Raw genomic sequence first — 23,063 nt, forward strand, 5'->3', positions numbered from 1 at the left:
GCCCGGGGAACCTGCCGCTGGAGCGCCTCACCTACTGCCAGCGGCGGGTGGGCTCCAGTCTCAGAGCGCCGGGTACGCGTTCTGCATGAGCTGCGTGAACTGCGCCGGGAACCAGGCGCCCGAGATCGGGGCGTCCGGCAGGGCGCCGCTCATGCTGTTGCCGTTGCGGGCGTTGCCGGTGTAGGTCGGGTCGCACATCCGGTCGAAGCCCTTGCCCTCGTTGTTCGGGATCTCCTTGCTGGAGCCGTCCGACTCGCCCGGGGGCTTCACCCAGACGTAGGCGTCGATGCCCGGCTCCGGCGCGGCCTTCGGCCGCTCGCCCAGGCCGGCCCCGGCCTGGTTGCACCAGTTGCCGGTGTGGAACCGACGGTCCACCCGGCCGCCGTCGACGTACGTGTCCACGTTGGTCGTCGCGCCCGGGCCGGTGGGCCGGGCGGTGCCGCCCCAGCCGTTGCGGGATGTGTCGATCAGCATGCCGATGTTCGAGTCGAAGCCCTTGGCGACGAGCTCGTTGCGGAACGCCTGGGCGAACGAGAGCTCGTCCACGTAGAAGTTCCAGTCGACCCACTTCGACTGCCGCACGGTGGTGCCGTTGACGTTGTCGGTCACCTTGAAGTGCGGCTCACGCAGCGCCGAGTAGTTGGCGGTGTTGACGATGAAGCCGTGCACGTTGTTCACCGTGCTGCCGGAGGCGACGGCGGCGTCCTTCAGGATCTGCGCGGTCGGGCTGAAGTTGCTGTCCCAGCCGATCCAGCCGTGGTGCGCGGCGTCGATGTAGTTGTAGACGTTGCCGATCGCACCCAGCTTCGACAGGGCGTAGCCGACGCCGTTGACGTAGGCGCCGTTGGCCTTCACCGTGTCGCACATGACCGTGCCGCCGGGGTTGCCGGAGGTGTTGGTCACCAGGTTCGGCAGCGAGTCGATCTCGATGATGTTGACGATCCGCAGGCTGGCGTACTTCGGGTCGGCCTGGATCGCGGCGATCGGGTCGATGTACTCGGCCTTGTAGCGGGGCAGCTCGTGAGCCTGGAGCTCACCGTTCGAGGCCAGCGCCGAGCAGTCGCGGCCGGGCAGGTTGTAGATGACGAACTGGATGTAGTTCGCCCCCTGCTCGAGCGCCTTGTTCAGGTGGTCACGGACGCCCATCGCGCCGTTGGAGCTGCTGTCCGGGGTGCCGTTGATGGCGGCGATCCGGTCGATCCAGACGGCGGTCGGGTTGTTCGACACCCGGCTGCCGCCGGTCACGGACTCGGCCTTGGCCTTCCACTCCGGGTTCACGTACCCCTTGGCGTTGAGGTACGGGTTGTCCACCCGCTGACCGGGGGGCGGGGTGGTGGGCGGCGGCGTGGTGGGCGGCGGAGTGGTCGGCGGCGGCGTCGACGGCGGCGGGGTGCTGGGCGGCGGGGTGGTGGGGTTGGTGCCGCCGTTGCAGGTCACGCCGTTGAGCGTGAACGACGTCGGCTTCGGGTTGCTGCCGCTCCACGCGCCGTTGAAGCCGAGGCTCACCGTGGCGCCGCTGGCCACCGCGCCGTTGTAGGACTCGTTCTGCGCGGTGACGTTCCGGCCGCTCTGCGACCAGCGGGCCGACCAGCCCTGCTGCACCCGCTGGTTGCCGTCGGGGAAGGTGAAGCCCAGCGTCCAGCCGTTGAGGGCGTCGCCGGTGTTCTTGATGTTGACGGAGGCGGTGAACCCGCCCCGCCAGTCGCTGGTCGTGTACGACACGTCGCACTGGGTGGCGGCGTGCGCCACGGTGACCGGCAGGGTCACCAGTCCGCCCGCGACCAGAGCGCCCGCGCCACCGAGCGCGAGGGCCCGGCGGGGGCCGGACAGCCTTCTCCACACATTCATGCCACTGATCTCCTTGGGCGAGACCGGATCCGCGAACGGCCCGGCGATACGGCCCGATGGGCGTCCTGCGCGGACGTCCGCCGGCACCACGGGTTCTTTGGGGGGTGCCCGTACCCGGACGGGCGTTTGGTGGTGGTCCGACCGGCGACGATGGGCCGGCCGGGAGGCGGGAGGTCGTCCGGCGAACCGGTGCCCTCGACTCCTGCCTGCGCGGTGTGGCTCCCCGAACCGCGTGCAGCGATTCTTGCATGGGAGCGCTTCCATGGCAATGCCTCGATGGGACGGGGCAGCCGGAGGGGACGCCCGGCACCGGCGGGGCGGACGGGACGGGACGCGACCACCGGCGCGGGCACGCGCCGCGCGACCGGCCCTCCGGGTGCCGGGAGGGCGAGAACCACCCGAGCTGGTCAGGCACGTCACCAAAGCGGCGTAGCTCACCTACCGCGCTTAGCCTCCACAAATACCAGAACACGAATCTTTCCCTGCATAGCTCGTGAAACGGTCTAACGTCGTCCGTAGCTCGGTTGTCGCCGGGCTCAGGACAACAGGGATGGAGTGACGCAGGTCATGGCAAACAAGATGCTCGGGAAGGTCGTTGCTGGCGCGGCCCTCGGTGGCGCTTCCTTGCTCGTGTTCACGCCGGGGATCGCGTTCGCGGACGGCCACCACGACGACGAGGGCAAGGTCTACGCCAAGCCGCACGTCGTCAAGGCGGGCGAGACGGTCAAGCTGCTCGAGGTCTGCCCGGACCGGCAGGAGCACGCGTTCGTGTGGTCGAAGGTCACCGGCAAGGTGAAGCTCAAGCCGGCCGAGGGCCGCAACGACTGGCGTGGCGGGGAGGAGGACTCCCGCGAGCACGACAAGGGCAAGGACCACGAGGACAAGGGCGACCACGACAAGGGCAAGGACCACGAGGACAAGGGCCGCGACCACGACAAGGACGAGAACGGCAAGGGCGACCACGGCAAGGGTGAGACCCCCAAGCCGCAGCCGTCGACCACCGCCACCGCCACCGGAGAGCCGAAGCCGCCGACCAACGGCCAGGGTGGCGGCGCCGCCGACGCCGGCGCCGAGGGCGAGCGCGACTGGAAGGGCTACGAGCACGGCCAGGACGCCGAGGGCGACCGCGAAGGCCGTGAGAAGGGCCACGACAAGAGCGACCGCGAAGGCCACGACAAGGGCCACGACAAGAGCGACCGCGAGGGCCGCGAGGACAAGTACGGCTCGGACAGCAACGGCTCGGACGAGTACGACCGGAAGGGCCACGACAACGGCTGGTCGGACGAGGAGTCCGAGGGCAACGGCAAGGACGAGGACCGCTGGGAGCACAAGCGGGACTTCATCTACTACGGCGAGGCCGAGGTCTCCGAGGACGCCGAGCCGGGCCGCTACGAGCTCAAGGGCTCCTGCGGCGAGGGCGAACTGGTCGTGCTCCCGCGCGGTGGGGTCGACGGTGGTGACGGTGGCGTCGGCGCCGGCACCGACCGGGGCCTGGCCGCCGGTGGGGCGAGCCTGATCGGCGCGGCCGCCCTGGGCGGCCTCGTGCTGATGCGCCAGCGTCGGACCGATGAGTCCTTCGTCTGACATGACGGCGACACCGGCCGGCGGCCGTCACGGGATACCGTGGCGCGCCGCCGGCGCGGCCGTCGTCGTCGTGGTCGCCATGGTCGGCGCCGGTCTGATCGGCGCCTCGGTCAAGACCGCGCCCGCGCCCCGCCCCCCGCAGCCCCTGGCGGCACCCGCCAGCACCGGGACGGCGGACGCCGACGTGCCGAACCGCGACGCGGATCCGGACGTCGCCGGCACGGGCCTGGCGCGCTCCGCCCCCACCACGATCGCCATCCCCCGGATCGGGGTCGACGCCTCGATCATGTCGCTCGGCACCAACCCGGACGGCACCGTCCAGGTGCCCCCGCTGGAGCAGGCGCAGCTGGCCGGCTGGTACGAGCCGGGGCCGAGCCCGGGTGAGATCGGCAACGCGGTCATCGTCGGGCACGTCGACTCCGCGGAGATCGGGCCGGCGGTCTTCTTCTCCCTCGGTGCCCTGCAACCGGGCGACACCATCACCGTCACCCGGGAGGACGGGCAGCAGGCCACCTTCACCGTCGAGTCGGTCAAGGCGTACCCGAAGACGGAGTTCCCGACCGAGCAGGTCTACGGCCCCAGCGACCGGCCCGGCCTGCGCGTGGTCACCTGCGGCGGGACCTTCGACCAGGCCGCCGGCAGCTACCCCGACAACGTGGTCGTCTTCGCCTCCATGCCGGCGTGAGCCGGCAACCGCGCGGCAGCCTCCACGGGGGACACGACGCGGCCCGGCAGGTCGGGAGACCGACCGGCCGGGCCGCGTGTCGTACGCGTCAGGCGGCGGCGGAGGTCCGCACCAGGGTGCGGATCTGGCGCAGCAGCACCGACAGGGCGGCGAGGTCCGCCCGGGACTCGTCGAACTCCCCCATCGCCCGCTCGGCGCGGTGGATCGACGTGGCGTTCGACTGCTCCCACTGGAGCACCCGCTCCTGCGGCGACAGGGTGCCGGCGGTGGAGTCGAGAACCTCCGCGGTCAGCGCGGCCAGCGCGGCGTACAGGTCGTAGCGCAGCGCCATCCGGGCCAGCGTCTGCCAGCGGTCCTCCCGCGGCAGCAGGGAGATCTTCGACAGCAGCGAGTCGACCCGGAACCGGTCGGAGAGCACGAAGTAGACCGAGGCCACCTCGCCGACGTCCCGCCCGCTGCTCGCCGCGGTCTCCACCACGTCGAGCAGGCCGAAGCTGTACATCAGCCGGGTCGCCTGCTCGGCCAGGTCGCGCGGCAGCCCCCGCTCGGTGAGCGAGTCGATGTGCGCCGCGAGCGACTCCCGCTCACCGCCGTGGAAGCGCTCCTCCAGGTCGGGCAGGAGCCTGGCCACCCCGTCGCGCAGCCGGGCGATCTCCGCCGGCACGTCGATCGGCGAACGGCGGTTGGTCACCAACCACCGCACCGCCCGGTCGACCAGCCGCCGGGTGTCCAGGTACACGCTGGTCTGCAACTCCGGGTCGACCTTGTTGTCCAGCGCCTCCACCGCGTCCCACAGCGCGCGCAGCCCGAACACCTCGCGGACCACCACGTACGCCCGGATCACGTCCGCCGCCGAGGCGGCCGTCTCCTCGACCACCCGGAAGACGAACGAGATGCCGCCCCGGTTGATCGCCTCGTTGACCAGGACCGTCGTCACGATGTCCCGGCGCAGCCGGTGCTGGCCCATCCGGTCGGCGAACCGCTCGCGCATCGGCGTCGGGAAGTAGTTGACCAGGACGTCGGTCGTCCACTCCTCGTCCGCGAGCCCCTCCGCCAGGATCTCCGTCTCAAGGACGATCTTGACGTACGCGAGCAGCACCGCGAACTCCGGCGCGGTCAGCCCGGACTCGGTCCGCACCGCCAGCTCGTCGTCCGGCGGCAGCGCCTCCAGGGACCGGTTCAGCGCCCCGGACCGCTCCAGGTCGGTGATCATCCGCCGGTGCACCGGCAGCAGCGAGGCGGCCTGCGCCTGCGAGTTGTTGATCGCCCGGGCCTGGTCGTAGTTGTCCCGCAGCACCAACTCGGCGACCTCGTCGGTCATTCCGGCGAGCAGCTCGTCCCGCTCGGGCACGGTCAGCGCCCCGTCGGCGACCGCGGTGTTCAGCAGGATCTTGATGTTCACCTCGTGGTCGGAGCAGTCCACCCCGGCCGCGTTGTCGATGAAGTCCGTGTAGATCCGCCCACCGGTCTGGGCGTACTCGATGCGGCCGAGCTGGGTCCAGCCCAGGTTGCCGCCCTCGCCGGCCACCCGGCACCGCAGGTTCCTGCCGTCCACCCGGATCGCGTCGTTGGACTTGTCGCCCACCTCCGCGTTGGTCTGGCTGGAGGCCTTCACGTACGTGCCGATGCCGCCGTTCCAGAACAGGTCGACCGGCGCCGTCAGGATCGCCTTCATCAGCTCCTGCGGCGACATCTGCGTGACGTCGTCGGCCAGGCCCAGCACCGCGCGGACCTGCGGGGAGACCGGCACCGACTTGGCGGTACGCGGGTGCACCCCGCCGCCGGCCGAGATCAGTCCCCGGTCGTAGTCCTCCCACGACGAGCGGGGCAGGTCGAACAGCCGCTTCCGCTCGGCGTACGAGGTGGCGGCGTCCGGGTCGGGGTCGAGGAAGATGTGCCGGTGGTCGAACGCGGCCACCAGCCGGATGTGCTCCGACAGCAGCATCCCGTTGCCGAACACGTCGCCGGACATGTCGCCGACACCGACCACGGTGAAGTCCTGGGTCTGGGTGTCGTGACCCATCTCACGGAAGTGCCGCTTCACCGACTCCCAGGCGCCCCGGGCGGTGATGCCCATCTTCTTGTGGTCGTACCCGGCCGAGCCGCCGGAGGCGAACGCGTCGCCGAGCCAGAACTGGTGCGCCGTGGAGATCTCGTTGGCGATGTCGGAGAACGTCGCCGTGCCCTTGTCCGCCGCCACCACCATGTACGGGTCGTCGCCGTCGTGCCGGACCACGTCCTCCGGCGGCACGATCTCGCCGCTGACGATGTTGTCCGTGACGTCCAGCAGCGCCGAGATGAACTCCTTGTAGCAGGTGACCGCCTCGTCCCGGTCCCCCGGCTTCTGCTTGAGCACGAAGCCGCCCTTGGCGCCCACCGGCACGATGACGGCGTTCTTCACCATCTGCGCCTTGACCAGGCCGAGCACCTCGGTGCGGAAGTCCTCCCGGCGGTCCGACCAGCGCAGCCCGCCCCGGGCCACCGGCCCGAACCGCAGGTGCACGCCCTCGAAGCGCGGCGAGTAAACGAAGATCTCGAACTTCGGCCGCGGCGCCGGCAGGTCCGGGATCGCCTGCGGGTCCAGCTTGAGCGCCACGTACGACTTCGGCCGCCCGTCGGTGCGCTTCTGGTAGAAGCTGGTGCGCAGGGTGGCCTGGATCATCGTCAGGTAGGCGCGCAGGATCCGGTCCTGGTCGAGGCTGGCGACGTCGTCCAGCGCGGCCCGGATGTCGCCCACCAGCTCGGCGCTGCGCTGCTGCCGCTGCTCGTGGCCGTCCTCGCCGGGCGCGAACCGCACCTCGAACAACTCCACCAGCAGGGCGGCGATCCTCGGGTACGCGATGAAGGTCTGCTCCATGTACTCCTGGGAGAAGACCGTGCCGGCCTGGCGCAGGTACTTCGCGTACGCGCGCAGCACCACGACCTGCCGCCAGGTGAGGCCGGCGCGCAGCACCAGCTCGTTGAAGCCGTCCACCTCGGCCTCGCCCCGCCACGCCGCCGCGAAGGCGTTCTCCACGTGCGGGCGCACCTCGGACAGCTCCTGGTGGCCCTCCGGCAGCCGCAGCCCGAAGTCGTAGAGGTAGACCCGACCGTCGATCCGGTCCACCTCGTGCGGGTGCTCGTCGACCACCTTGACGCCGAGCGAGTGCAGCACCGGCAGCACGGCGGAGAGCATCATCGGCTCGCCGTAGCGGTAGACCTTGAAGCGGACGTCCATCGCCTCGTCGACGTCCGGCCCCCGCCCGCCGGCCCGCGGCGCGAGCTGCTTGCGGAACAGGTGCATCTCCAGCTGGCCGGGCTCCTCCAGCAGCTCCAGCTTCGCCAGGTCCTTCATGGCCTCGTACGGCGTGTGGCCGTCCTTGTAGCCCTCCGGGAAGGCGTCGGCGTAGCGGGTGAACAGGTGCTTGGCCTGCTCGTCGCCGAGCTTGCGCTCCAGCACCAGCCGGTAGTCGTCGTCCCAGAGCCGGGTCGCGTCGGCCAGTTCCTCCGCGAGCAGGTCGGCGTCGATGTCGCCCGGAGTCCTGCTCGGGTCGGTCCGGACGATGAAGTGCACCCGGGCGAGCATCGACTCGGTGACCCTCGTCGTGTAGTCGACCCCGACGCCGTTCAGCTCGCGCAGCAGGATGTCCTGCATCCGCAGGCGGTTCTGGGTGGTGAACCGGTCCCGGGGCAGGTAGATCAGGCAGGAGATGAACCGCCCGTACGCGTCCCGGCGCAGGAACACCCGCAGCTGCCGGCGGCCGGCCATCCGCAGCACCCCGATGACCGCGTGGTAGAGGTCCTCGGTCTTGATCTGGAACAGCTCGTCGCGCGGGTAGGTCTCCAGGATCTGGAGCAGGTCCTTGCCGGAGTGGCTGCGCTGGCTCAGGCCCGAGCGGTCCAGCACCTCGGCCACCTTGCGGCGGACCACCGGCAGCTCCTGCACGCTGGTCCGGTACGCGGCCGTGGAGAACAGACCCAGGAAACGCCGCTCGCCGATCACCTCGCCGGCCTCGTTGAAGATCTTGAAGCCGATGTAGTCGAGGTAGGCGGAGCGGTGCACGGTGGCCCGCGAGTTCGCCTTGGTGATGATCAGCAGGCGCTTCTCGGTGACCTTGTCGTGCGCCTCGGGCGTCATCGACGACAGCGGCCGGGCGTCCGGGGAGTCCTGGCGCAGGATGCCCAGCCCGGTGCCGAGCACCACCTCCAGGGCCTGGCCGCTGCCCCGCTCCCCGTCCCCGGCACCCGACTCGCCGGTGTCGACCAGCCGGTACTCCCGGTAGCCCAGGAACGTGAAGTGGTCGTGGGCGAGCCAGCGGAGCAGCTCCACCGAGTCCGTGATGTCCTTCTCCGGCACCGGCGGCCGGTTGTCCGACGTCCGTGCGGCGGCCAGCTCGTCGGCGAGGGCGAGGGCGCGCTGGCGCATCTTCGGCCAGTCCTCCACCGCCTCCCGCACGTCGGTGAGGACCCGCTGGAGCTCCCGGCGCAGCCTGTCCCGCTCGGCGGCGTCGCGTACCGGGTCGATCTCGATGTGCATCCAGCTCTCGACCAGGTCGCCAGCGATGGCGTCGTCGGGCTCGACGTCGGCGGAGACCTCGACCAGCTGGCCCAGCGGCTCGCGCCGGACCACCACCAGCGGGTGGACCAGCAGGTGCACGTCCAGGTGGTGCGAGTTGAGCAGGGCGGTCACCGAGTCGACCAGGAACGGCATGTCGTCGGTGACGATCTCGATGACGGAGTGGTGCTGCTCGGCGTCGGGCTCGTGGATGCGCAGCTTCAACTCGCCCGGTACGCGCTGCTGGGCGAGGTCGCGGTGCGCGCGGGCCGCCTCCAGCATCTCCTCGGCGGTGAAGCCGATGAGCTCCTCGTCCGGCGCGAACCGCCAGAAGCGGCTGACCAGGGTCGCCGCGTCGTGGTCGTCGCCGGCGAGCGCGACCGCCTGGGCGACCAGGCGCTCCACGTTGGGAACGGGCTCGTCGAGCTCGTTGTCCTCCACGTCGTCGGCCAGCGCGTCGACGGGCAGGCCCAGATCGTAGAGGGTGTCGATACTCGAACCGGTCATCCCGGTCACTCCTGTGTCGAGCCGGCCGAAGCCGTCCCCGTCGGTCGCCGAATCGAAGCTGTCGTCCCGGCCGGTGTCATCCTGCCGGAGGTCGGGTCCCGGTTTGATCGCCGGACGCCGGTCCATCGGTGCCACTCCCCTCGACCCACCGCATTGTGGGTCACTCTGCCGCCCAGCCTAGGCCCTGCCGTTCCGCCCCTTGCTCGGCGGACCACAGTGCGGACGTCCGGTTCCGGACTTCGTCCTTTCACCCGTTGCGGGTACGAGGTTGGCCGGTTCAGGAGTACCCCGCCACCAGTCGTTCATCACCCGGGCAGCGGCCCCTCTTTCCGCACGTCCCGGTGCGGGGGGGACGGTGCGGACGGCGCCGCCGTACTAGCGTGCAGGGCAGTTCCGAGATCGGAGATCCGCTTCCATGCGCCTGTCGTACCCCCGCCGCCCCCGCCGCAACCGGCTCCGCCCGCCGCTGGCGCTGCTCGCCGCGACCGCGCTCGCAGCCGGCGCCCTCACCGCGTGCTCGGGCGGTGACGGACCGGAGCGCAGCGTCGACGCGTTCCTGGCCGGCTGGCGCTCGGGCGACCTCCAGGCCGTCGGCTTCGTCGACCCGACCGGCGCCAAGGTGCCGGCGGCCGACGTCGCCCGCGAGATCAAGGAGCTCTCCGGCGAACTGGCGGCCACGCCGCCGACGCTGACCCGCCGGGGCGAGGCGAAGGTGACCAAGGACGTCGCGACCGCGGTGGTCAAGGTCGACTGGGCCCTCCCGGGCGGGACCCGTTGGGCGTACGAGCGTCCGGTGCGGCTCACCCGCGGCGGCGACGAGTGGCGGGTGATCTGGGAGCCGCAGGTGGTGCAGGAGCAGCTCACCCGGGGCGACCGGCTCGGGCTGCGCCGCGACACCGCCACGCGGGCCGCGGTGCTCGACGCCGCCGGCCAGCCGATCGTGGCACCCCGGCCCGTGGTGCGGGTCGGGCTCCAACCGGGCGAGGTCACCGACCTCCCTGGCCTGACCCGGAGACTGGACGCGGCCTTCCGGGCGATCCGACCGGCGATCACCCCGCCGGTGGACCTCTCCGGGCTGCGCAAGCGACTCGACGACGCGGACCCGGGCGCGTTCGTCGAGGTGGTGACCCTGCGCGAGGAGGCGTACCGGCAGGTCAAATCACGCATCTACGACCTGCCGGGCACCAAGTTCCGCAGCGACAAGCTCGACCTGGCTCCCACCCGCGAGTTCGCCCGGGCGGTGCTCGGCTCCGTCGACCCGGCCCAGGCCGACGACCTCGCCCAGCACCCCGACCGCTACGAGGCCGGCGACCTGGTCGGCCACGGGGGCCTCCAGGGCCGCCACGACGAGCGGCTACGCGGCGCGCCGGGGCTGACCGTGATCACCGAGCGCCCCGGCCCGGACGGCACGCTGGCGCCCACCGGCACCGAGGTGTTCCGCAGCGAGCCGAAGCCGGGGCAGCCGGTCAGGACCACGCTCGACGTGGCCACCCAGAACGCGGCCGACACCGCCCTGCGCGGCGAGAAGCGCCGGGCGGCGCTGGTGGCGGTGCGGATCAGTGACGGCGCGGTGCTCGCCGCGGCCAACGGCCCCGGCGCGGCCGGGGAGAACCTGGCCTTCACCGCCCAGGTCCCGCCGGGCTCCACCTTCAAGATGGTCAGCGCGCTCGGCCTGCTCGACCGTGGCGCGGTCACGCCGGACGCGACGGTGGACTGCCCGAAGACGTTCACCGTCGACGGCAGGCCGTTCAAGAACTCCGACAACTTCGTGCTGGGGCCGGTGCCCTTCCGCACCGACTTCGCCAAGTCCTGCAACACCGCGTTCGCCGCGCTGGCGCCGAAGCTCGGCCCCGACGGACTGGCCCTGACCGGCCGCTCCCTCGGGCTGGAGGGGCAGTGGGACGTCGGCCTCGACGCCTTCACCGGCAAGGTCTCGGCGAACGGCGGGGCGACCGAGCAGGCCGCCGCCGCCATCGGCCAGGGCACCACGCTGGTCAGCCCGCTGGCCATGGCGTCGGCCACCGCAGCGGTCGCCCGAGGTCGGTTCGAGCAGCCGAAGCTGGTCCTCGACCCCGTACCGGCCCAGCCCGCCGCCCCCGGCCCGCAGCTCAAGCCGGAGTCGGTCGAGGGGGTCCGGGCGATGATGCGGGAGGTGGTCACGGCCGGCTCCGGCAGCGCGCTGCGGGACGTGCCGGGCGCGCCGGTGCACGGCAAGACGGGCACCGCCGAGTACGACGACAACCCGGCGCACACGCACGCCTGGTTCGTCGGCTGGCAGGGCGACGTCGCGTTCGCGGTCTTTGTCGAGAAGGGCGGAGCCAGCACCGCCACCGCCGTCCCGGCCGCCGAACGCTTCCTCCGCGCCCTCGACCGCTGACAGCCCACCGCGCCCTGGCCGTACGCTGCGCCCGCCGTACGCCGCGCCCGCCTGACGCTGCGCCCGCCTGACGCCCCTCGACGGCGTCTGCCTGACCGGTGGTCGAGCCGCGTCCTCGTTGGTCTCGCCGCCGAGGGGTGCGCGCTGACCGCCCCGCCCGCGTGGCGCTGTCGAGTTGCCCCTACGGACGGGGCACGCACGCCGACCCGGTCGTGACGCGCCTGCTGGCGCAGACCGCACTGGCGGAGCCGAACCGCCCCTCGTCCGGCAGCCACGGGTGGAACCTCAGGGGTGTCACCCACGGGTTTTGACACCCCTGAGGTTCCACCCGTGGCCCGACACGCCGGACGTCATCCCGACGGGGCGCGGGCAGGCCCCAGCGGCGCCCACGGCGGAGGACGGCTGCGGCCGACTGGTCCGGTCCGGAGGGAGGCCCGGCGGTCAGGCGATGCCGGCGGCCGACGGCGAGGTGCCGTCCTCGGGCGCGGGCAGCGGGTCGTCCGGGTCGAGATCGGCGAGCGGCGTCCGACGCAGCAGGCCCGGGCCGGCGGAGGCGGGCGGGCCGACGGGTTCCGGCGCGGCCGGGTCGTCGGAAGCGTCAGCCGCCGGCACCGGAGTGCCCGGCCCGACCGCACCGATCGGCCCGGACGCCCCCACCGCTCCGAGCGATCCGATCGCCCTGGGCCGATCCCGCAACGCCTCCTCGCCGCCGCCGCTGCGTTCCGGACCGGAGACGACGACCGGGCCCGCGGCAGAGGCGCCAGCGACGGATGGCCTGCCGACAGACGCGCCAGCGACAGACGGGCTGGTGACAGACGGGCCGGTGACAGACGGGCCGGTGACGGACGGGGGCATGGGGACCTCTGGACGACCGTTGCCTCGCCGCGCCGAGGGGACCGACGCGGAGCCCGCCGAGACGGCAGACAAGGGGCCAGTTGAGGCGACCGACGCGGGGCCGGCGAGGGCGGGAGAGGAAGGCCCGGCCGAGGGGACCGGCGCGGAGCCAGCCGGACCAACAGACGAACGGCGGGTCGGGGCGGCAGACGCTCGGCCGGCCGAGCGGACGGACGCCGACGGGCCCGGCAGCAGTCGGGGCGGCGAAGCCGTCGGCGCCGAGACCGGGCGCAGCCCGGCCACCACGGTGTTGACGATCTCGGCCGCGTACGCGCCGTCCAGGTCGTAGTCGGGGTCGAAGACGGTCAGCTCGACGCCGAGGCAGTGCGGGGTGTCGACGAGGCCGGCGAGCAGGATCTCCAGCTCGGCGAAGGCGATCCCGCCCGGGTCGGGGGCGTCGACCGCCGGCATCACGGCCGGGTCCAGCACGTCCACGTCGATGTGCACCCAGTAGCCGGCGCAGTCGGCGAGCTGCTCGTGCGCCCACTGTGCCGTACGCGCGGCGCCCTCGGCGCGCAGCGCCGGCACCGGCCGGGTGGTGATCCCGGCGGCCTGGAGGTCCAGGCGGTACTCGTCCTGCGCCCGGATGCCGAGCACCACCACGTCGATGTCCCGGAAGTACGGCCGGCGCCCCTCGATGGCGGCCAGGTCGGCCTGCCCCCGCCCGGTGACCAGCGCGAGGTCCTCGCCGGCCGCCGCGCCCACGTAGGAGGCGTTGCCGGGATGCCGGAAGTCGGAGTGGCCGTCGACGAAGACCAGCCCGATGCGCCCGCCGACCGCCTCGCCGAGCCGGTGCATGGCCAGTGCCGAACCGAGCAGGATGGAGCAGTCGCCGCCGAGCACCAGCGGGAACTCGCTGCGGTCGATGATGGCGCCGATCCGCTCCGCGAGCGCCACCGAGTAGTCGGCGATCTCGCGGGCGTGGCAGACCCCGTCACCCGGTCGCCAGTCGCCGGGGTCGTAGCGGGGCGCGGTGAGGCAGCCCGCGTCGCGGGCCCGCAGCCGGGCGAGCAGCCCCTGGTCGCGCAGCGCGCCCGGGGCCTTGCCGCAGCCGGGGACCGAGGTGGACGTGGGTGGGCGCAGGCCGAGGTTGCTGGGCGCGTCGAGGACGGCGATCCGGCGCATCATGGGCTCCCGTCCTCGAGGTGTCGGGCGGGCCGGCCGGAACGCCGGCCCGCGCTGGCGTGCTACGTGCTCACGAAACAGGGCGTGGTGCTCAGAACAGGGCGCTGGCCAGGGCCCGGCGCGCCGAGGCGACCGCGGGATCCTCCGGCCCGGCGACCGTGAAGAGGCTGACCAGGTGCTGGCGTACCTTCTCCCGCTCCTCACCGGCGGTGCGGCGGACCAGGCCCACCAGGCGGGCGTACGCCGCCTCGGCCTGCCCGCTGAGCACCTCGATGTCGGCGGCCAGGAGCTGGGCCTCGACGTCGTCGGGGTTCGCCTGGGCGGCGGCGACCGCCGCGCCCGGGTCGGCCCCGGCCACCCGGCGGGCGAGCCCGACCTGGGCGAGGCCCGCCTCCGCCGCGGCGTCCGCGGGCGACTCCGCGAGGATCTTGCGGTACGCCCGCTCGGCCGCGTCGAGGTCGCCGCTCATCAGGGCGTCGTCGGCCTCGTCGAGGCGCGGGTCCTCCGGCTCGGCGACACTCACGCCACCGGCCTTGAGCACCGCCTGGATCCACTGCCGCAGCTGCGCCTCGGGCACCACGCCGGAGAAGGCGTCGATCGGCTGGCCGCCGACCACCGCGTAGACCATCGGGATGCCCTGCACCCGGAACATCTGGGCGATCCGGGGGTTGGCGTCCACGTCGACCTTGGCGAGCACCCAGGCGCCGCCGCCCTCGGCGGCCAGCCGCTCCAGCACGGGGCTCAGCTGCTTGCACGGCTCGCACCACTCTGCCCAGAAGTCCACGATCACCGGTGTGGTGAGCGAGCGCTCGAGAACCTCGGACTGGAATGTCGCCTCGCTCACGTCGATGACGGCGACGCCGCCACCGGCGGCGCCGGGGAAATCGGCGGAGGGGGCTGACTGGGCCGGGGTGGCGGGGCGGGCAGGGGCCGGTGCGGGGGTGCGCAGCGCGCTGAGGTCGACCGCGCCGCGGGTGAAGATCGACGAGGTGATCCGTGGGTCGCTCATGGTTACCTAGTCTCGCACGCGACCCACGGAACTCAGATCAACCGCGACGGCGACAGTTGTGACTGTCACGGCTGCTCCCGCCCTTCCCCACGCCCCTGCCCGGTCTCCCGCCCGACACCCCGCGATCCCGCACCTCCGGTCCTCGGTACGAGGCCTGCGCGGCGACTGCCGGGACACGAGGTGCGGGATCGCGGTGGAGCGGGTCGAAGGGGGGGTGGGGTCAGAAGCGGGCGGGTTCGCGGTAGACGCCCCACTCGGCGCGCAGGGCGTCGCAGATCTCGCCGAGGGTGGCCTCCGCGCGGACGGCGTCCAGCATGGCCGGGATCATGTTGCCGTCGGTCCGGCCGATGGCGACCATCCGCTCGATGGCGGCCTTGACGGCGGCCTCGTCGCGGGCGGCCTTCCGCTCCGCCAGCACCCGGCGCTGCTCCAGCTCCACCTCGTGCGAGATGCGCAGGATCTCCAGGTCCTTGGCGACCGTGCCGGTGTGGCAGTTGACCCCCACGATCCGCTTGTCGCCCTTCTCCAGCGCCTGCTGGTAGACGAAGGCGGACTCGGCGATGTGGCCGGTGAACCAGCCGTCCTCGATGCCGCGCAGGATGCCGGAGGTCATCGGGCCGATCTGGTGCGGACCCTCCCCGCCGAGCTGCCGGATCCGGGCGAAGATCTCCTCCGCCTCGGCCTCGATCTTGTCGGTGAGCGCCTCGACGTACCAGGACCCGCCCAGCGGGTCCGCCACGTTGGTCACCCCGGTCTCCTCCATCAGCACCTGCTGGGTACGCAGGGCGATCTCGGCGGACTCGTCGGTGGGCAGCGCCAGGGTCTCGTCCAGGGCGTTGGTGTGCAGCGAGTTGGTGCCGCCGAGCACCGCCGCGAGTGCCTCCACCGCGGTACGCACCACGTTGTTGACCGGCTGCTGGGCGGTCAGCGACACCCCGGCGGTCTGCGTGTGGAACCGCAGCCAGAGCGCCTTCTCACTGGTCGCGCCGTAGACGTCGCGCAGCCAGCGGGCCCAGATGCGGCGGGCGGCCCGGAACTTGGCGATCTCCTCGAAGAAGTCGACGTGCGAGTCGAAGAAGAAGCTCAGGCCGGGCGCGAAGACGTTGACGTCGAGCCCCCGGGAGAGCCCCAGCTCGACGTAGCCGAAGCCGTCGGCGAGGGTGTACGCCAGCTCCTGCGCGGCGGTCGAGCCGGCCTCGCGGATGTGGTAGCCGGAGACCGAGAGCGGCTTGTAGCGCGGGATCTCCCGGGCGCAGTACTCCATCAGGTCGCCGATCAGGCGCAGGTGCGGCTCCGGGTCGAAGAGCCACTCCTTCTGCGCGATGTACTCCTTGAAGATGTCCGTCTGCAACGTGCCGTCCAGCGTGGACAGGTCGGCGCCCTGCCGCTCGGCGGCCACCAGGTACATGCAGAACACCGGCACCGCCGGCCCGGAGATGGTCATCGACGTGGTGACCCCGGCCAGGTCGATGCCGTCGAAGAGGGCCTCCATGTCGGCGGCGGTGTCGATGGCGACGCCGCAGTGGCCCACCTCGCCGAGCGCCTGCGGGTCGTCGGAGTCCCGGCCCATCAGCGTGGGCATGTCGAAGGCGACGGAGAGACCGCCGCCGCCGGCGCCCAGGATCATCTTGTAGCGCTCGTTGGTCTGCTGGGCGTTGCCGAACCCGGCGAACTGCCGGATCGTCCAGGTCCGCCCGCGGTAGCCGGTCGGGTAGAGCCCCCGGGTGTACGGGTACTCGCCCGGCCAGCCGATGCGCTCGAAGCCCGGGTAGGGCACGCCCTCCGGCGGCCCGTAGACCGGGTCGACGGGCATCCCGGAGAGCGTGGTGAAGTCGGCGTCCCGCTTGCGCGCGGCGTCGTAGCGGGCCTGCCAGCGTGCCCGTCCGGCGGCGATCTCGTCGGCGTTCATCGGCGGGGCTCCTCCTCGAGTCCTCGACTGCACTGCGAGTGTAGAGCCCCGACCTGAACGATCGCTAAGTAAGTTCCTACCGGCAGGTAACCTCGACCGCCGGACGCCTCACCCGACGGGCGCGGCGGGACCGCCCATCGCCACGTCGTCCACCCGGATGTTGATCTCGTCGGCCCGCAGCCCGTACGCCTCGACCGCCGCCGTCACCGCGGCCCGCACCCCCTCGGTCACCTGCGGCACCGGGTGGCCGGCGGAGATCACCAGCACCAGGTTGACCACCGCCGCGCCGTTCGTGACGTGCGCCGAGCAGCCCCGCCTGGCGTCGCCGACCTGGTCGAGCCCGACCTTGTCGAGCACCGCGTTGAAGAACCGGGCGACGTCGCCACCGAGCTCGGCCACCCCGAGCACCGACCGGGCGGCGGCCACCGCGATCTTCTCCACCACCTCGTCGGAGACGTGCGTCGTGCCGCCCGCCACCGCGTCCGGCGTCACCGACAGCTCCTGCGTCGCCTCGTCAGCCATGATTTCCCCCTATTCCTTCCGCCACAGGGCTACCGCCCAAGCCACTCGACCCGCGCAGCAACGTCCTGCTGCGAGCCCTAATGCTTCTGTCAATGAAATCCTGCAGCCCCTGGTTCCCTTCCAGCAGGTGCGCGTGGCTGGGCCACTCTCGCAGCGTCCGCTCGACAACAAGAGCGACACAGTCCGCGAGCGCCCCACCCGCGACACCAAGCCGCTGCTCGAGCCGCTGGAACGTACCGAGGGAGATGCGGTGGAAGGCCCGGGTGCCGCCGAACTTGAGGCCAAGGTCCTCGGGTCGGTCCGCCAGGTCGTACGAGCCGGTCGAGACGAGGTCGTACGCCGGAGCAAGAACAGGGATCCTCGGGTCTCGATATATCAGGCTCCAGTTCTTGAGGTGCGCGTCTCCGTTCGATATTAAAATTGAGAATGCAAGACGGCGCACGAACTCCTGCAGCGAGCCAACATCACGGCGTCGATAGATCAAACTAGCGACAGTCTCGAAGTTCCCCAAGTATTTTTGATCAGGATACACATTCCGAACCTGAGCCACGTCCTCGATGTGAATCAGTTTCCTGCCGCCTGCGCGATCAAAACGTCGAATGGCGTAGGCGTAATCCTCGCCCGCCGGCCACACGGACGGCGATAGCCGCTCGTCCACCTGAGACCTGGGCACCAGTAGGATCTCCGGAACCTCTATACCGACCGCCCGCGCCAGGGACATCATTGCAAACTCATTGCGTGGCACGTCCCGGAAACGCGCATCCGGCAGCTTTACGATCCAGTCTCCACCCATTCCATGCGCAGGGAGAGTGAGCTTATCCTGAATCCTGACCATGGAAAACTTGATGGCCACACCGGCCAGTGAGAATCTGAGGCCCGGCTCGTAGGTCGCCCCGCTGTCGTCTAACGGGTATACCTCCTCCGCAGCGGGCGCGACAGCATCACCAGGATCGCCGTCGTCCGGAATAACACGGACCGCCCCGGGTAGATCGTGGCCGACCTGAGCCAAGATCTCCATCTCCCGCTTCTCGTTCACTCCTCGTTCGTCGGCAATCCACGCGCGGAGTCTGCCTTCCGGCAGAAGATTGGAAAACCAGGGCGGGAGCCGAACAGCCGCCGAATGAACCGCCGTCGGTCGGTCCTCAAAGATGAGCCCTAGGACTGGTCGGCCTGGATTCTCCCGGTAGTCCGGGTCGAGACTAAACCACGTGCGATCACCGACCTGTTTGAGGGTACCAACCCTATGCTCCCCCAGCCAAACACCGAACCACGCATCAAAAGAGGACATCCGACCGTTCCTCGTCCGCCGAATCATCATCTTCGACCACTAGATCCGCCAACGGCGGCGTGTTTTCGAAGCTCCATTCGCAACTGCGCGCAAGAAACTCGGAAAGCTGAGCATGTAGCAGACCTTGGCGCGCTTCGAGGAACTCGACAGTGGCACCGCCATTAATCTTGTCGACCATGTCGAAGTTCAGGCAATGGGAGGCTAGAACCTGCTGCCACAACTCTCGTGACATCCTCACTGATTGGTGGCTGATCAGCGCATCCACCGTCCCAGCCTCACCGTCAATCGCTGGCAGGAGAACGCGGTCGGCCGCCCACAGTCGAAGCGGCTGGGGCACCGCATAACGCGAGATGACGTAGCGCACTGCATCCAGCGCCGTTGGCCTATCCTGAAGTGCGATTGAAAGATCCTCACGCGTGAAGGAATCTCCGGTGGTCAACGATCTCGGAGCCAAACTCCACCACGAACATAGAATGATTTTTGTCGCAGCCTCGTTGCTACGGAAGCGCCGCAGGTTCGGCAACGGAGAGTTCGGATGATCTACCCAGCGGTGAAGCTCCGCGATCGACCCGCTCAGGTCACCCGGCTGGACAGCATAGTTCAAGAATCGGATGGCCCCGGTCGTACTGCCACGGAAAACGCCCGGACCAACGAGAGCTGCCCGCCAGAACCACCTCTTCAAGAGTAATGAGCTACGCGGATCTGGAGCCGGGTGGTGAGCGAAAAAGCGAGTCAGAACGACCAGCAAGTAACTGTATGGCAGCAGACTAAAATGCGGCACCCCCGCTTCATTTTGCAGGAATCCCACCGCCCGCCGCATGGCCTCCTCACCTAGCCGGTAAGCTGTGTCACGATCCTCGTTCGGGAACTCGATGATGGCCCTGCCAGAATGATGAGCCCGGCGCGAGGGGCCCACCTTTTCCTCTGCCCCAAATTCGTTTCGGATCTCACGTTTTACATCCGGGCCACGGCGGGCCAGTACCGCCTGCAGGATCGTATCATTGTCAATTAGTCCGAATCCCAGATCGTCATCGATGTTCTGGGCGATCCTGTCCAAGGTCGACGTCGTATCCTTCGCCGTCTCATCCCCTGGGAACAGGCCGGCGAATATTTCCGCCCGACTCAATCTCTTGCCGAAGTTGTTCATCCGGTCGAAGATGTCTTGCAGCACTCGGGGATCGTCCTGCACTACCTCATATGCTGGGATCTTGAACTGTCGCAGGGTTCGGGTCACCTCGTTCGCCCGATCAACGAAGTCGGCCACCTCGGGATGGCTGGTAAACCAACGAAGCACCCGCGTCAGGTCGAATAGGACCGGCAACGGAACCACCGCAGGCTCTTCCACCTGGGGCAGCGGTACGAATTGTTCGCTACGTAGGTCGTAGGCAAGAGCGAAGCGGGGATCTTCCATTCCGTCAGGATGCAGGGCATTAGCCAGGCTGATGATGCGCTGCTGCCCGTCGACGACCCACAGGGCGTCTTTCGTCTCTGGGGCGGAGATACGCAGAGCTCCAAGCTGGAGTGTCTCAGCTTCCGCAGGACGCCGCCAGAGCAACAATGATCCGACCGGATAACCGAGTACGATGCTCTCGAAGAGTCTCATGACATCGACTCGTTGCCACCGCAAGGGGCGCTGGAAGTGCGGGATCCGGATTCGCCCAGTCCACGCAAGCTGGGTCAATTCCTCCAGGTCGAGCGTCGTCGCCTTCGGCCGAGTCTCGAGACCTGCACTCATCTGAAGCCCCTCCTCCTGCCCATTGAGCGTTCGGACGCCCGGGATGTTCCGCACCTCAACTGAGGACGGACTCTACCGGTCGAACGGAGCGAGCCCGCCGCAGCGCATGTGCGACGGGCCCGAATATCGATGGCTCAGGAGCCGAGTTGGGCGAGCAGTTCGTCGGCCGCCGCGTACGGGTCGAGGGCGCCCTCGGCCACCTTCGCGGCGAGCGCCGGCAGCTCCGTACCGTCGCGCAGGGAACCGATCCGGGCGCGGAGCACGCCCAGCGCGATCGCCTCGACCTCGGCGGCGGCCCGCGCCTCCTGGCGGCGGCGCAGCTCGCCGTGCTCGACCAGCCAGCCCCGGTGCTTGTCGATGGCGGCGGCGATGTCGTCGATCCCCTCGCCCCGCGAGGCGATCGCCCGCACCACCTGCGGCCGCCAGTCGCCCGGGCCACGCTCGCCCAGGGCGATCATGCCCTGGATGTCGCGGTAGGTGGCGTCGGCGCCGTCCCGGTCGGCCTTGTTGACCACGAAGACGTCGGCGATCTCCAGGATGCCGGCCTTGACCGCCTGGATCGCGTCACCCATGCCCGGGGCGAGCAGCACCAGCGTGGTGTCGGCCAGCGAGGCGACCTCCACCTCGGCCTGCCCGACGCCCACGGTCTCCACCAGCACGACGTCGCAGCCGGCGCCCTCCAGCACCCGCACCGCCTGCGGCGTGGCGGCGGACAGCCCGCCCAGGTGGCCCCGGCTCGACATCGACCGGATGTAGACGCCCGGGTCGGTGGCGTGGTCCTGCATCCGGACCCGGTCGCCGAGGATCGCCCCGCCCGTGAACGGGCTGGACGGGTCGATGGCCAGCACGCCCACCCGATGGCCGCGGGCGCGCAGCGCCCGGACCAACTCGTTGGTGGTGGTCGACTTGCCCACCCCCGGTGAGCCGGTCAGCCCGACCACCTGGGCCTGGCCGGCGTACGGCGCGAGGGCCGCCGCGATCCGCGGCAGCGTCTCGTCGCCCGACTCGACCAGGGTGATCAGCCGGGCCACCGCGCGCGGATCGCCCGCGCGGGCCCGCTCGACCAACATCGGCACGTCCCGGCTGCGGCGCACCGGGGGTGCGCCCGCCGCCGGGACGCCGTCGACGATCTCGCTCACTGTGCTGCCTCTACGGGATCGGCCGGCCGGCGGTCAGTGACCGCTCTCGCCGGGGGCCGGGACGTGGATGATCAGAGCGTCGCCCTGGCCGCCGCCGCCGCAGAGCGCCGCGGCGCCCGTGCCGCCGCCCCGGCGCTTGAGCTCCAGCGCGAGGGTGAGCACCAGCCGGGCGCCGGACATGCCGATCGGATGGCCCAGCGCGATCGCCCCGCCGTTGACGTTGACCTTGTCCGGGCTGATCCCGAGGTCACGGGTGGACTGGATGCCCACCTGGGCGAACGCCTCGTTGATCTCGATCAGGTCCAGGTCCTCGATGCCGAGCCCGCCCTTCTTGAGGGCGTGCTGGATCGCGTTGGACGGCTGCGAGTGCAGGGAGTTGTCCGGGCCGGCGACGTTGCCGTGCGCGCCGATCTCGGCCAGCCAGGTCAGCCCCAGCTCCTTGGCCTTGGCCTTGCTCATGACGACCACCGCGGCGGCGCCGTCGGAGATCGGCGAGGAGCTGCCGGCGGTGATGGTGCCATCCTTGGCGAACGCCGGGCGCAGCTTCGCCAGCGACTCGACGGTGGTGTCCGGGCGGATCCCCTCGTCCTCGCTGATCACCAGCGGGTCGCCCTTGCGCTGCGGGATGACCACCGGGGCGATCTCGTCGGCGAAGTGGCCGTTCTTCTGCGCGGCGGCGGCCCGCTGGTGGCTGGCCGCGGCGAACGCGTCCTGCTCCTCGCGGGTGATGCCGTGCCGCCCGTTGTGCCGCTCGGTGGACTCACCCATCGCGCAGCTGTCCCAGGCGTCGGTGAGCCCGTCGAGCGCCATGTGGTCCTTGACCACCACGTCGCCGTACTTGTAGCCGCCGCGCTGGCCGAGCAGCAGGTGCGGGGCGTTGGTCATGGACTCCATGCCGCCGGCGACGACGATGTCGAACTCGCCGGCGCGGATCAGCTGGTCGGCCAGGGCGATCGCGTCCAGGCCGGAGAGGCAGACCTTGTTGACGGTCAGCGCCGGTACGGACATCGGGATGCCGGCCTCGACCGCCGCCTGGCGGGCCGGGATCTGTCCGGCGCCGGCCTGGAGCACCTGACCCATGATCACGTACTGGACCTGCTCGGGGGCGACGCCGGCCCGCTCGAGCGCCGCCTTGATCGCGACGCCACCGAGCCTGGTCGCGGGGAGGTCCTTGAGGTTGCCCAGCAGGCGCCCCATCGGGGTCCGCGCGCCGCTGACGATCACCGAAGCCATGCCTGCCTCCGAGGGGGTGCCGACCTGTACGCCTTAACGATTGTTCGGTCAGACTAGCGCCATGGCTGAGAACTCCCCCGTCGAGACCGCTGCCGACTATGTCACAGACATCGGCCTGCGCCGCATCGACCACGTCGGGGTCGCCGTCGCCGACCTGGACGCCGCGATCGACTTCTACCAGCGCACCTTCGGGATGCGCTGCGTGCACACCGAGGTGAACGCCGAGCAGGGCGTACGGGAGGCGATGCTGGCCGTCGGCCCGGACGCCGAGGGCGGCTGCGTGCAGTTGCTCGCCCCGCTGACCCCGGAGTCGACCATCGCCAAGTTCCTCGACAAGAAGGGCCCGGGCGTGCAGCAGGTGGCGTACACCGTCGAGGACATCGACGCCGCCTGCGCGAAGCTGCGCGAGCGGGGCGTGAAGCTGCTCTACGACACCCCGAAGCGCGGCACCGCCAACTCGCGGGTCAACTTCGTCCACCCGAAGGACGCCGGCGGGGTGCTGGTCGAACTCGTCGAGCCCGCCGCCGGGCACTGATCCCCCACCTCCGGCTCCCGCCGACCGGGCGGGAGCCGGAGGCCACTCCCCCGCTGGCGGGAAAGGGGCCGGAGGCCCCCGCGAGCGCGCCGGTGCGTGGTTCCACCGCTGCCCGGGCAGCTCCACGCATCGGCCAATG

Annotated in this window: 13 protein-coding genes and 1 pseudogene; 4 read left to right on the forward strand and 10 right to left on the reverse strand. The window is 70.9% G+C overall.

Annotated elements, in window-relative coordinates:
- Positions 1 to 60: 60 nt before the first annotated feature.
- Positions 61 to 1,848 (reverse strand): glycoside hydrolase family 6 protein, encoded by a 1,788-nt coding sequence (locus ACPXCB_RS04445; RefSeq protein WP_425872434.1) that lies wholly within the window; start codon positions 1,846 to 1,848, stop codon positions 61 to 63.
- Between the two features lie 567 nt (positions 1,849 to 2,415).
- Between ACPXCB_RS04445 and ACPXCB_RS04450 the strand changes: the two genes are divergently transcribed.
- The gene (locus ACPXCB_RS04450; protein WP_425872436.1) at positions 2,416 to 3,432 is read left to right on the forward strand and encodes a hypothetical protein; all 1,017 of its coding nucleotides are present in this window, start codon (positions 2,416 to 2,418) and stop codon (positions 3,430 to 3,432) included.
- A 1-nt stretch (position 3,433) separates the two neighbouring features.
- Positions 3,434 to 4,117 (forward strand): class F sortase, encoded by a 684-nt coding sequence (locus ACPXCB_RS04455; RefSeq protein ID WP_425872880.1) that lies wholly within the window; start codon positions 3,434 to 3,436, stop codon positions 4,115 to 4,117.
- Positions 4,118 to 4,205: 88 nt separating this feature from the next.
- Here the strand turns inward: ACPXCB_RS04455 and ACPXCB_RS04460 are convergent, their stop codons facing one another.
- Positions 4,206 to 9,284 (reverse strand): NAD-glutamate dehydrogenase, encoded by a 5,079-nt coding sequence (locus tag ACPXCB_RS04460; protein WP_425872438.1) that lies wholly within the window; start codon positions 9,282 to 9,284, stop codon positions 4,206 to 4,208.
- A gap of 289 nt (positions 9,285 to 9,573) precedes the next feature.
- Here ACPXCB_RS04460 and ACPXCB_RS04465 point away from each other — a divergent pair, with 289 nt between their 5' ends.
- Positions 9,574 to 11,535 carry a penicillin-binding transpeptidase domain-containing protein gene (locus ACPXCB_RS04465; RefSeq protein ID WP_425872440.1) on the forward strand — a complete coding sequence of 654 codons (1,962 nt, stop codon included), beginning with the start codon at positions 9,574 to 9,576 and terminating at the stop codon, positions 11,533 to 11,535.
- Between the two features lie 1,079 nt (positions 11,536 to 12,614).
- Here the strand turns inward: ACPXCB_RS04465 and ACPXCB_RS04470 are convergent.
- The 8 genes and pseudogenes from ACPXCB_RS04470 to ACPXCB_RS04505 all read right to left on the reverse strand — a co-directional run.
- Positions 12,615 to 13,557 (reverse strand): annotated as a pseudogene (locus ACPXCB_RS04470) (arginase family protein); the annotation flags it as partial.
- An 88-nt stretch (positions 13,558 to 13,645) separates the two neighbouring features.
- Positions 13,646 to 14,563 carry a tetratricopeptide repeat protein gene (locus tag ACPXCB_RS04475; RefSeq protein ID WP_425872442.1) on the reverse strand — a complete coding sequence of 306 codons (918 nt, stop codon included), beginning with the start codon at positions 14,561 to 14,563 and terminating at the stop codon, positions 13,646 to 13,648.
- A 220-nt stretch (positions 14,564 to 14,783) separates the two neighbouring features.
- On the reverse strand, positions 14,784 to 16,472 hold the full coding sequence (locus ACPXCB_RS04480) for an acyl-CoA mutase large subunit family protein (protein ID WP_425872444.1): 1,689 nt from the start codon (positions 16,470 to 16,472) through the stop codon (positions 14,784 to 14,786).
- A gap of 108 nt (positions 16,473 to 16,580) precedes the next feature.
- Positions 16,581 to 16,994: an Asp23/Gls24 family envelope stress response protein gene (locus ACPXCB_RS04485; protein ID WP_425872446.1), complete on the reverse strand. Its 414-nt coding sequence runs from the start codon at positions 16,992 to 16,994 to the stop codon at positions 16,581 to 16,583.
- Positions 16,987 to 18,282, reverse strand: a complete 1,296-nt coding sequence (locus ACPXCB_RS04490; RefSeq protein WP_425872448.1) for a type II toxin-antitoxin system HipA family toxin — start codon at positions 18,280 to 18,282, stop codon at positions 16,987 to 16,989. Before ACPXCB_RS04490 ends, ACPXCB_RS04485 begins: the two co-directional genes overlap by 8 nt.
- The gene (locus tag ACPXCB_RS04495; RefSeq protein ID WP_425872450.1) at positions 18,269 to 20,017 is read right to left on the reverse strand and encodes a DUF262 domain-containing protein; all 1,749 of its coding nucleotides are present in this window, start codon (positions 20,015 to 20,017) and stop codon (positions 18,269 to 18,271) included. Before ACPXCB_RS04495 ends, ACPXCB_RS04490 begins: the two co-directional genes overlap by 14 nt.
- A gap of 134 nt (positions 20,018 to 20,151) precedes the next feature.
- Positions 20,152 to 21,087, reverse strand: coding sequence for a methylmalonyl Co-A mutase-associated GTPase MeaB (meaB, locus tag ACPXCB_RS04500; protein ID WP_425872882.1), 936 nt, complete (start codon positions 21,085 to 21,087; stop codon positions 20,152 to 20,154).
- 102 nt (positions 21,088 to 21,189) lie between these two features.
- Positions 21,190 to 22,389, reverse strand: a complete 1,200-nt coding sequence (locus tag ACPXCB_RS04505; RefSeq protein ID WP_425872452.1) for an acetyl-CoA C-acetyltransferase — start codon at positions 22,387 to 22,389, stop codon at positions 21,190 to 21,192.
- Positions 22,390 to 22,450: 61 nt separating this feature from the next.
- Between ACPXCB_RS04505 and mce the strand changes: the two genes are divergently transcribed.
- Entirely contained in the window at positions 22,451 to 22,924 is a 474-nt protein-coding gene (mce, locus tag ACPXCB_RS04510) for a methylmalonyl-CoA epimerase (protein WP_121399562.1), read from the forward strand.
- The last annotated feature ends 139 nt before the right edge of the window (positions 22,925 to 23,063 follow it).

The sequence above is a fragment of the Micromonospora sp. DT62 genome, assembly GCF_049847285.1.
Taxonomy (GTDB): Bacteria; Actinomycetota; Actinomycetes; order Mycobacteriales; family Micromonosporaceae; genus Micromonospora; species Micromonospora reichwaldensis.

Bases quoted from the DNA above. Each gene is read 5' to 3' on its own strand.
- ACPXCB_RS04445 (WP_425872434.1), bottom strand. From the start codon at position 1,848: ATGAATGTGTGGAGAAGGCTGTCCGGCCCCCGCCGGGCCCTCGCGCTC.
- ACPXCB_RS04450 (WP_425872436.1), top strand. From the start codon at position 2,416: ATGGCAAACAAGATGCTCGGGAAGGTCGTTGCTGGCGCGGCCCTCGGT.
- ACPXCB_RS04455 (WP_425872880.1), top strand. From the start codon at position 3,434: ATGACGGCGACACCGGCCGGCGGCCGTCACGGGATACCGTGGCGCGCC.
- ACPXCB_RS04460 (WP_425872438.1), bottom strand. From the start codon at position 9,284: ATGGACCGGCGTCCGGCGATCAAACCGGGACCCGACCTCCGGCAGGAT.
- ACPXCB_RS04465 (WP_425872440.1), top strand. From the start codon at position 9,574: ATGCGCCTGTCGTACCCCCGCCGCCCCCGCCGCAACCGGCTCCGCCCG.
- ACPXCB_RS04475 (WP_425872442.1), bottom strand. From the start codon at position 14,563: ATGAGCGACCCACGGATCACCTCGTCGATCTTCACCCGCGGCGCGGTC.
- ACPXCB_RS04480 (WP_425872444.1), bottom strand. From the start codon at position 16,472: ATGAACGCCGACGAGATCGCCGCCGGACGGGCACGCTGGCAGGCCCGC.
- ACPXCB_RS04485 (WP_425872446.1), bottom strand. From the start codon at position 16,994: ATGGCTGACGAGGCGACGCAGGAGCTGTCGGTGACGCCGGACGCGGTG.
- ACPXCB_RS04490 (WP_425872448.1), bottom strand. From the start codon at position 18,282: ATGTCCTCTTTTGATGCGTGGTTCGGTGTTTGGCTGGGGGAGCATAGG.
- ACPXCB_RS04495 (WP_425872450.1), bottom strand. From the start codon at position 20,017: ATGAGTGCAGGTCTCGAGACTCGGCCGAAGGCGACGACGCTCGACCTG.
- meaB (WP_425872882.1), bottom strand. From the start codon at position 21,087: ATGTTGGTCGAGCGGGCCCGCGCGGGCGATCCGCGCGCGGTGGCCCGG.
- ACPXCB_RS04505 (WP_425872452.1), bottom strand. From the start codon at position 22,389: ATGGCTTCGGTGATCGTCAGCGGCGCGCGGACCCCGATGGGGCGCCTG.
- mce (WP_121399562.1), top strand. From the start codon at position 22,451: ATGGCTGAGAACTCCCCCGTCGAGACCGCTGCCGACTATGTCACAGAC.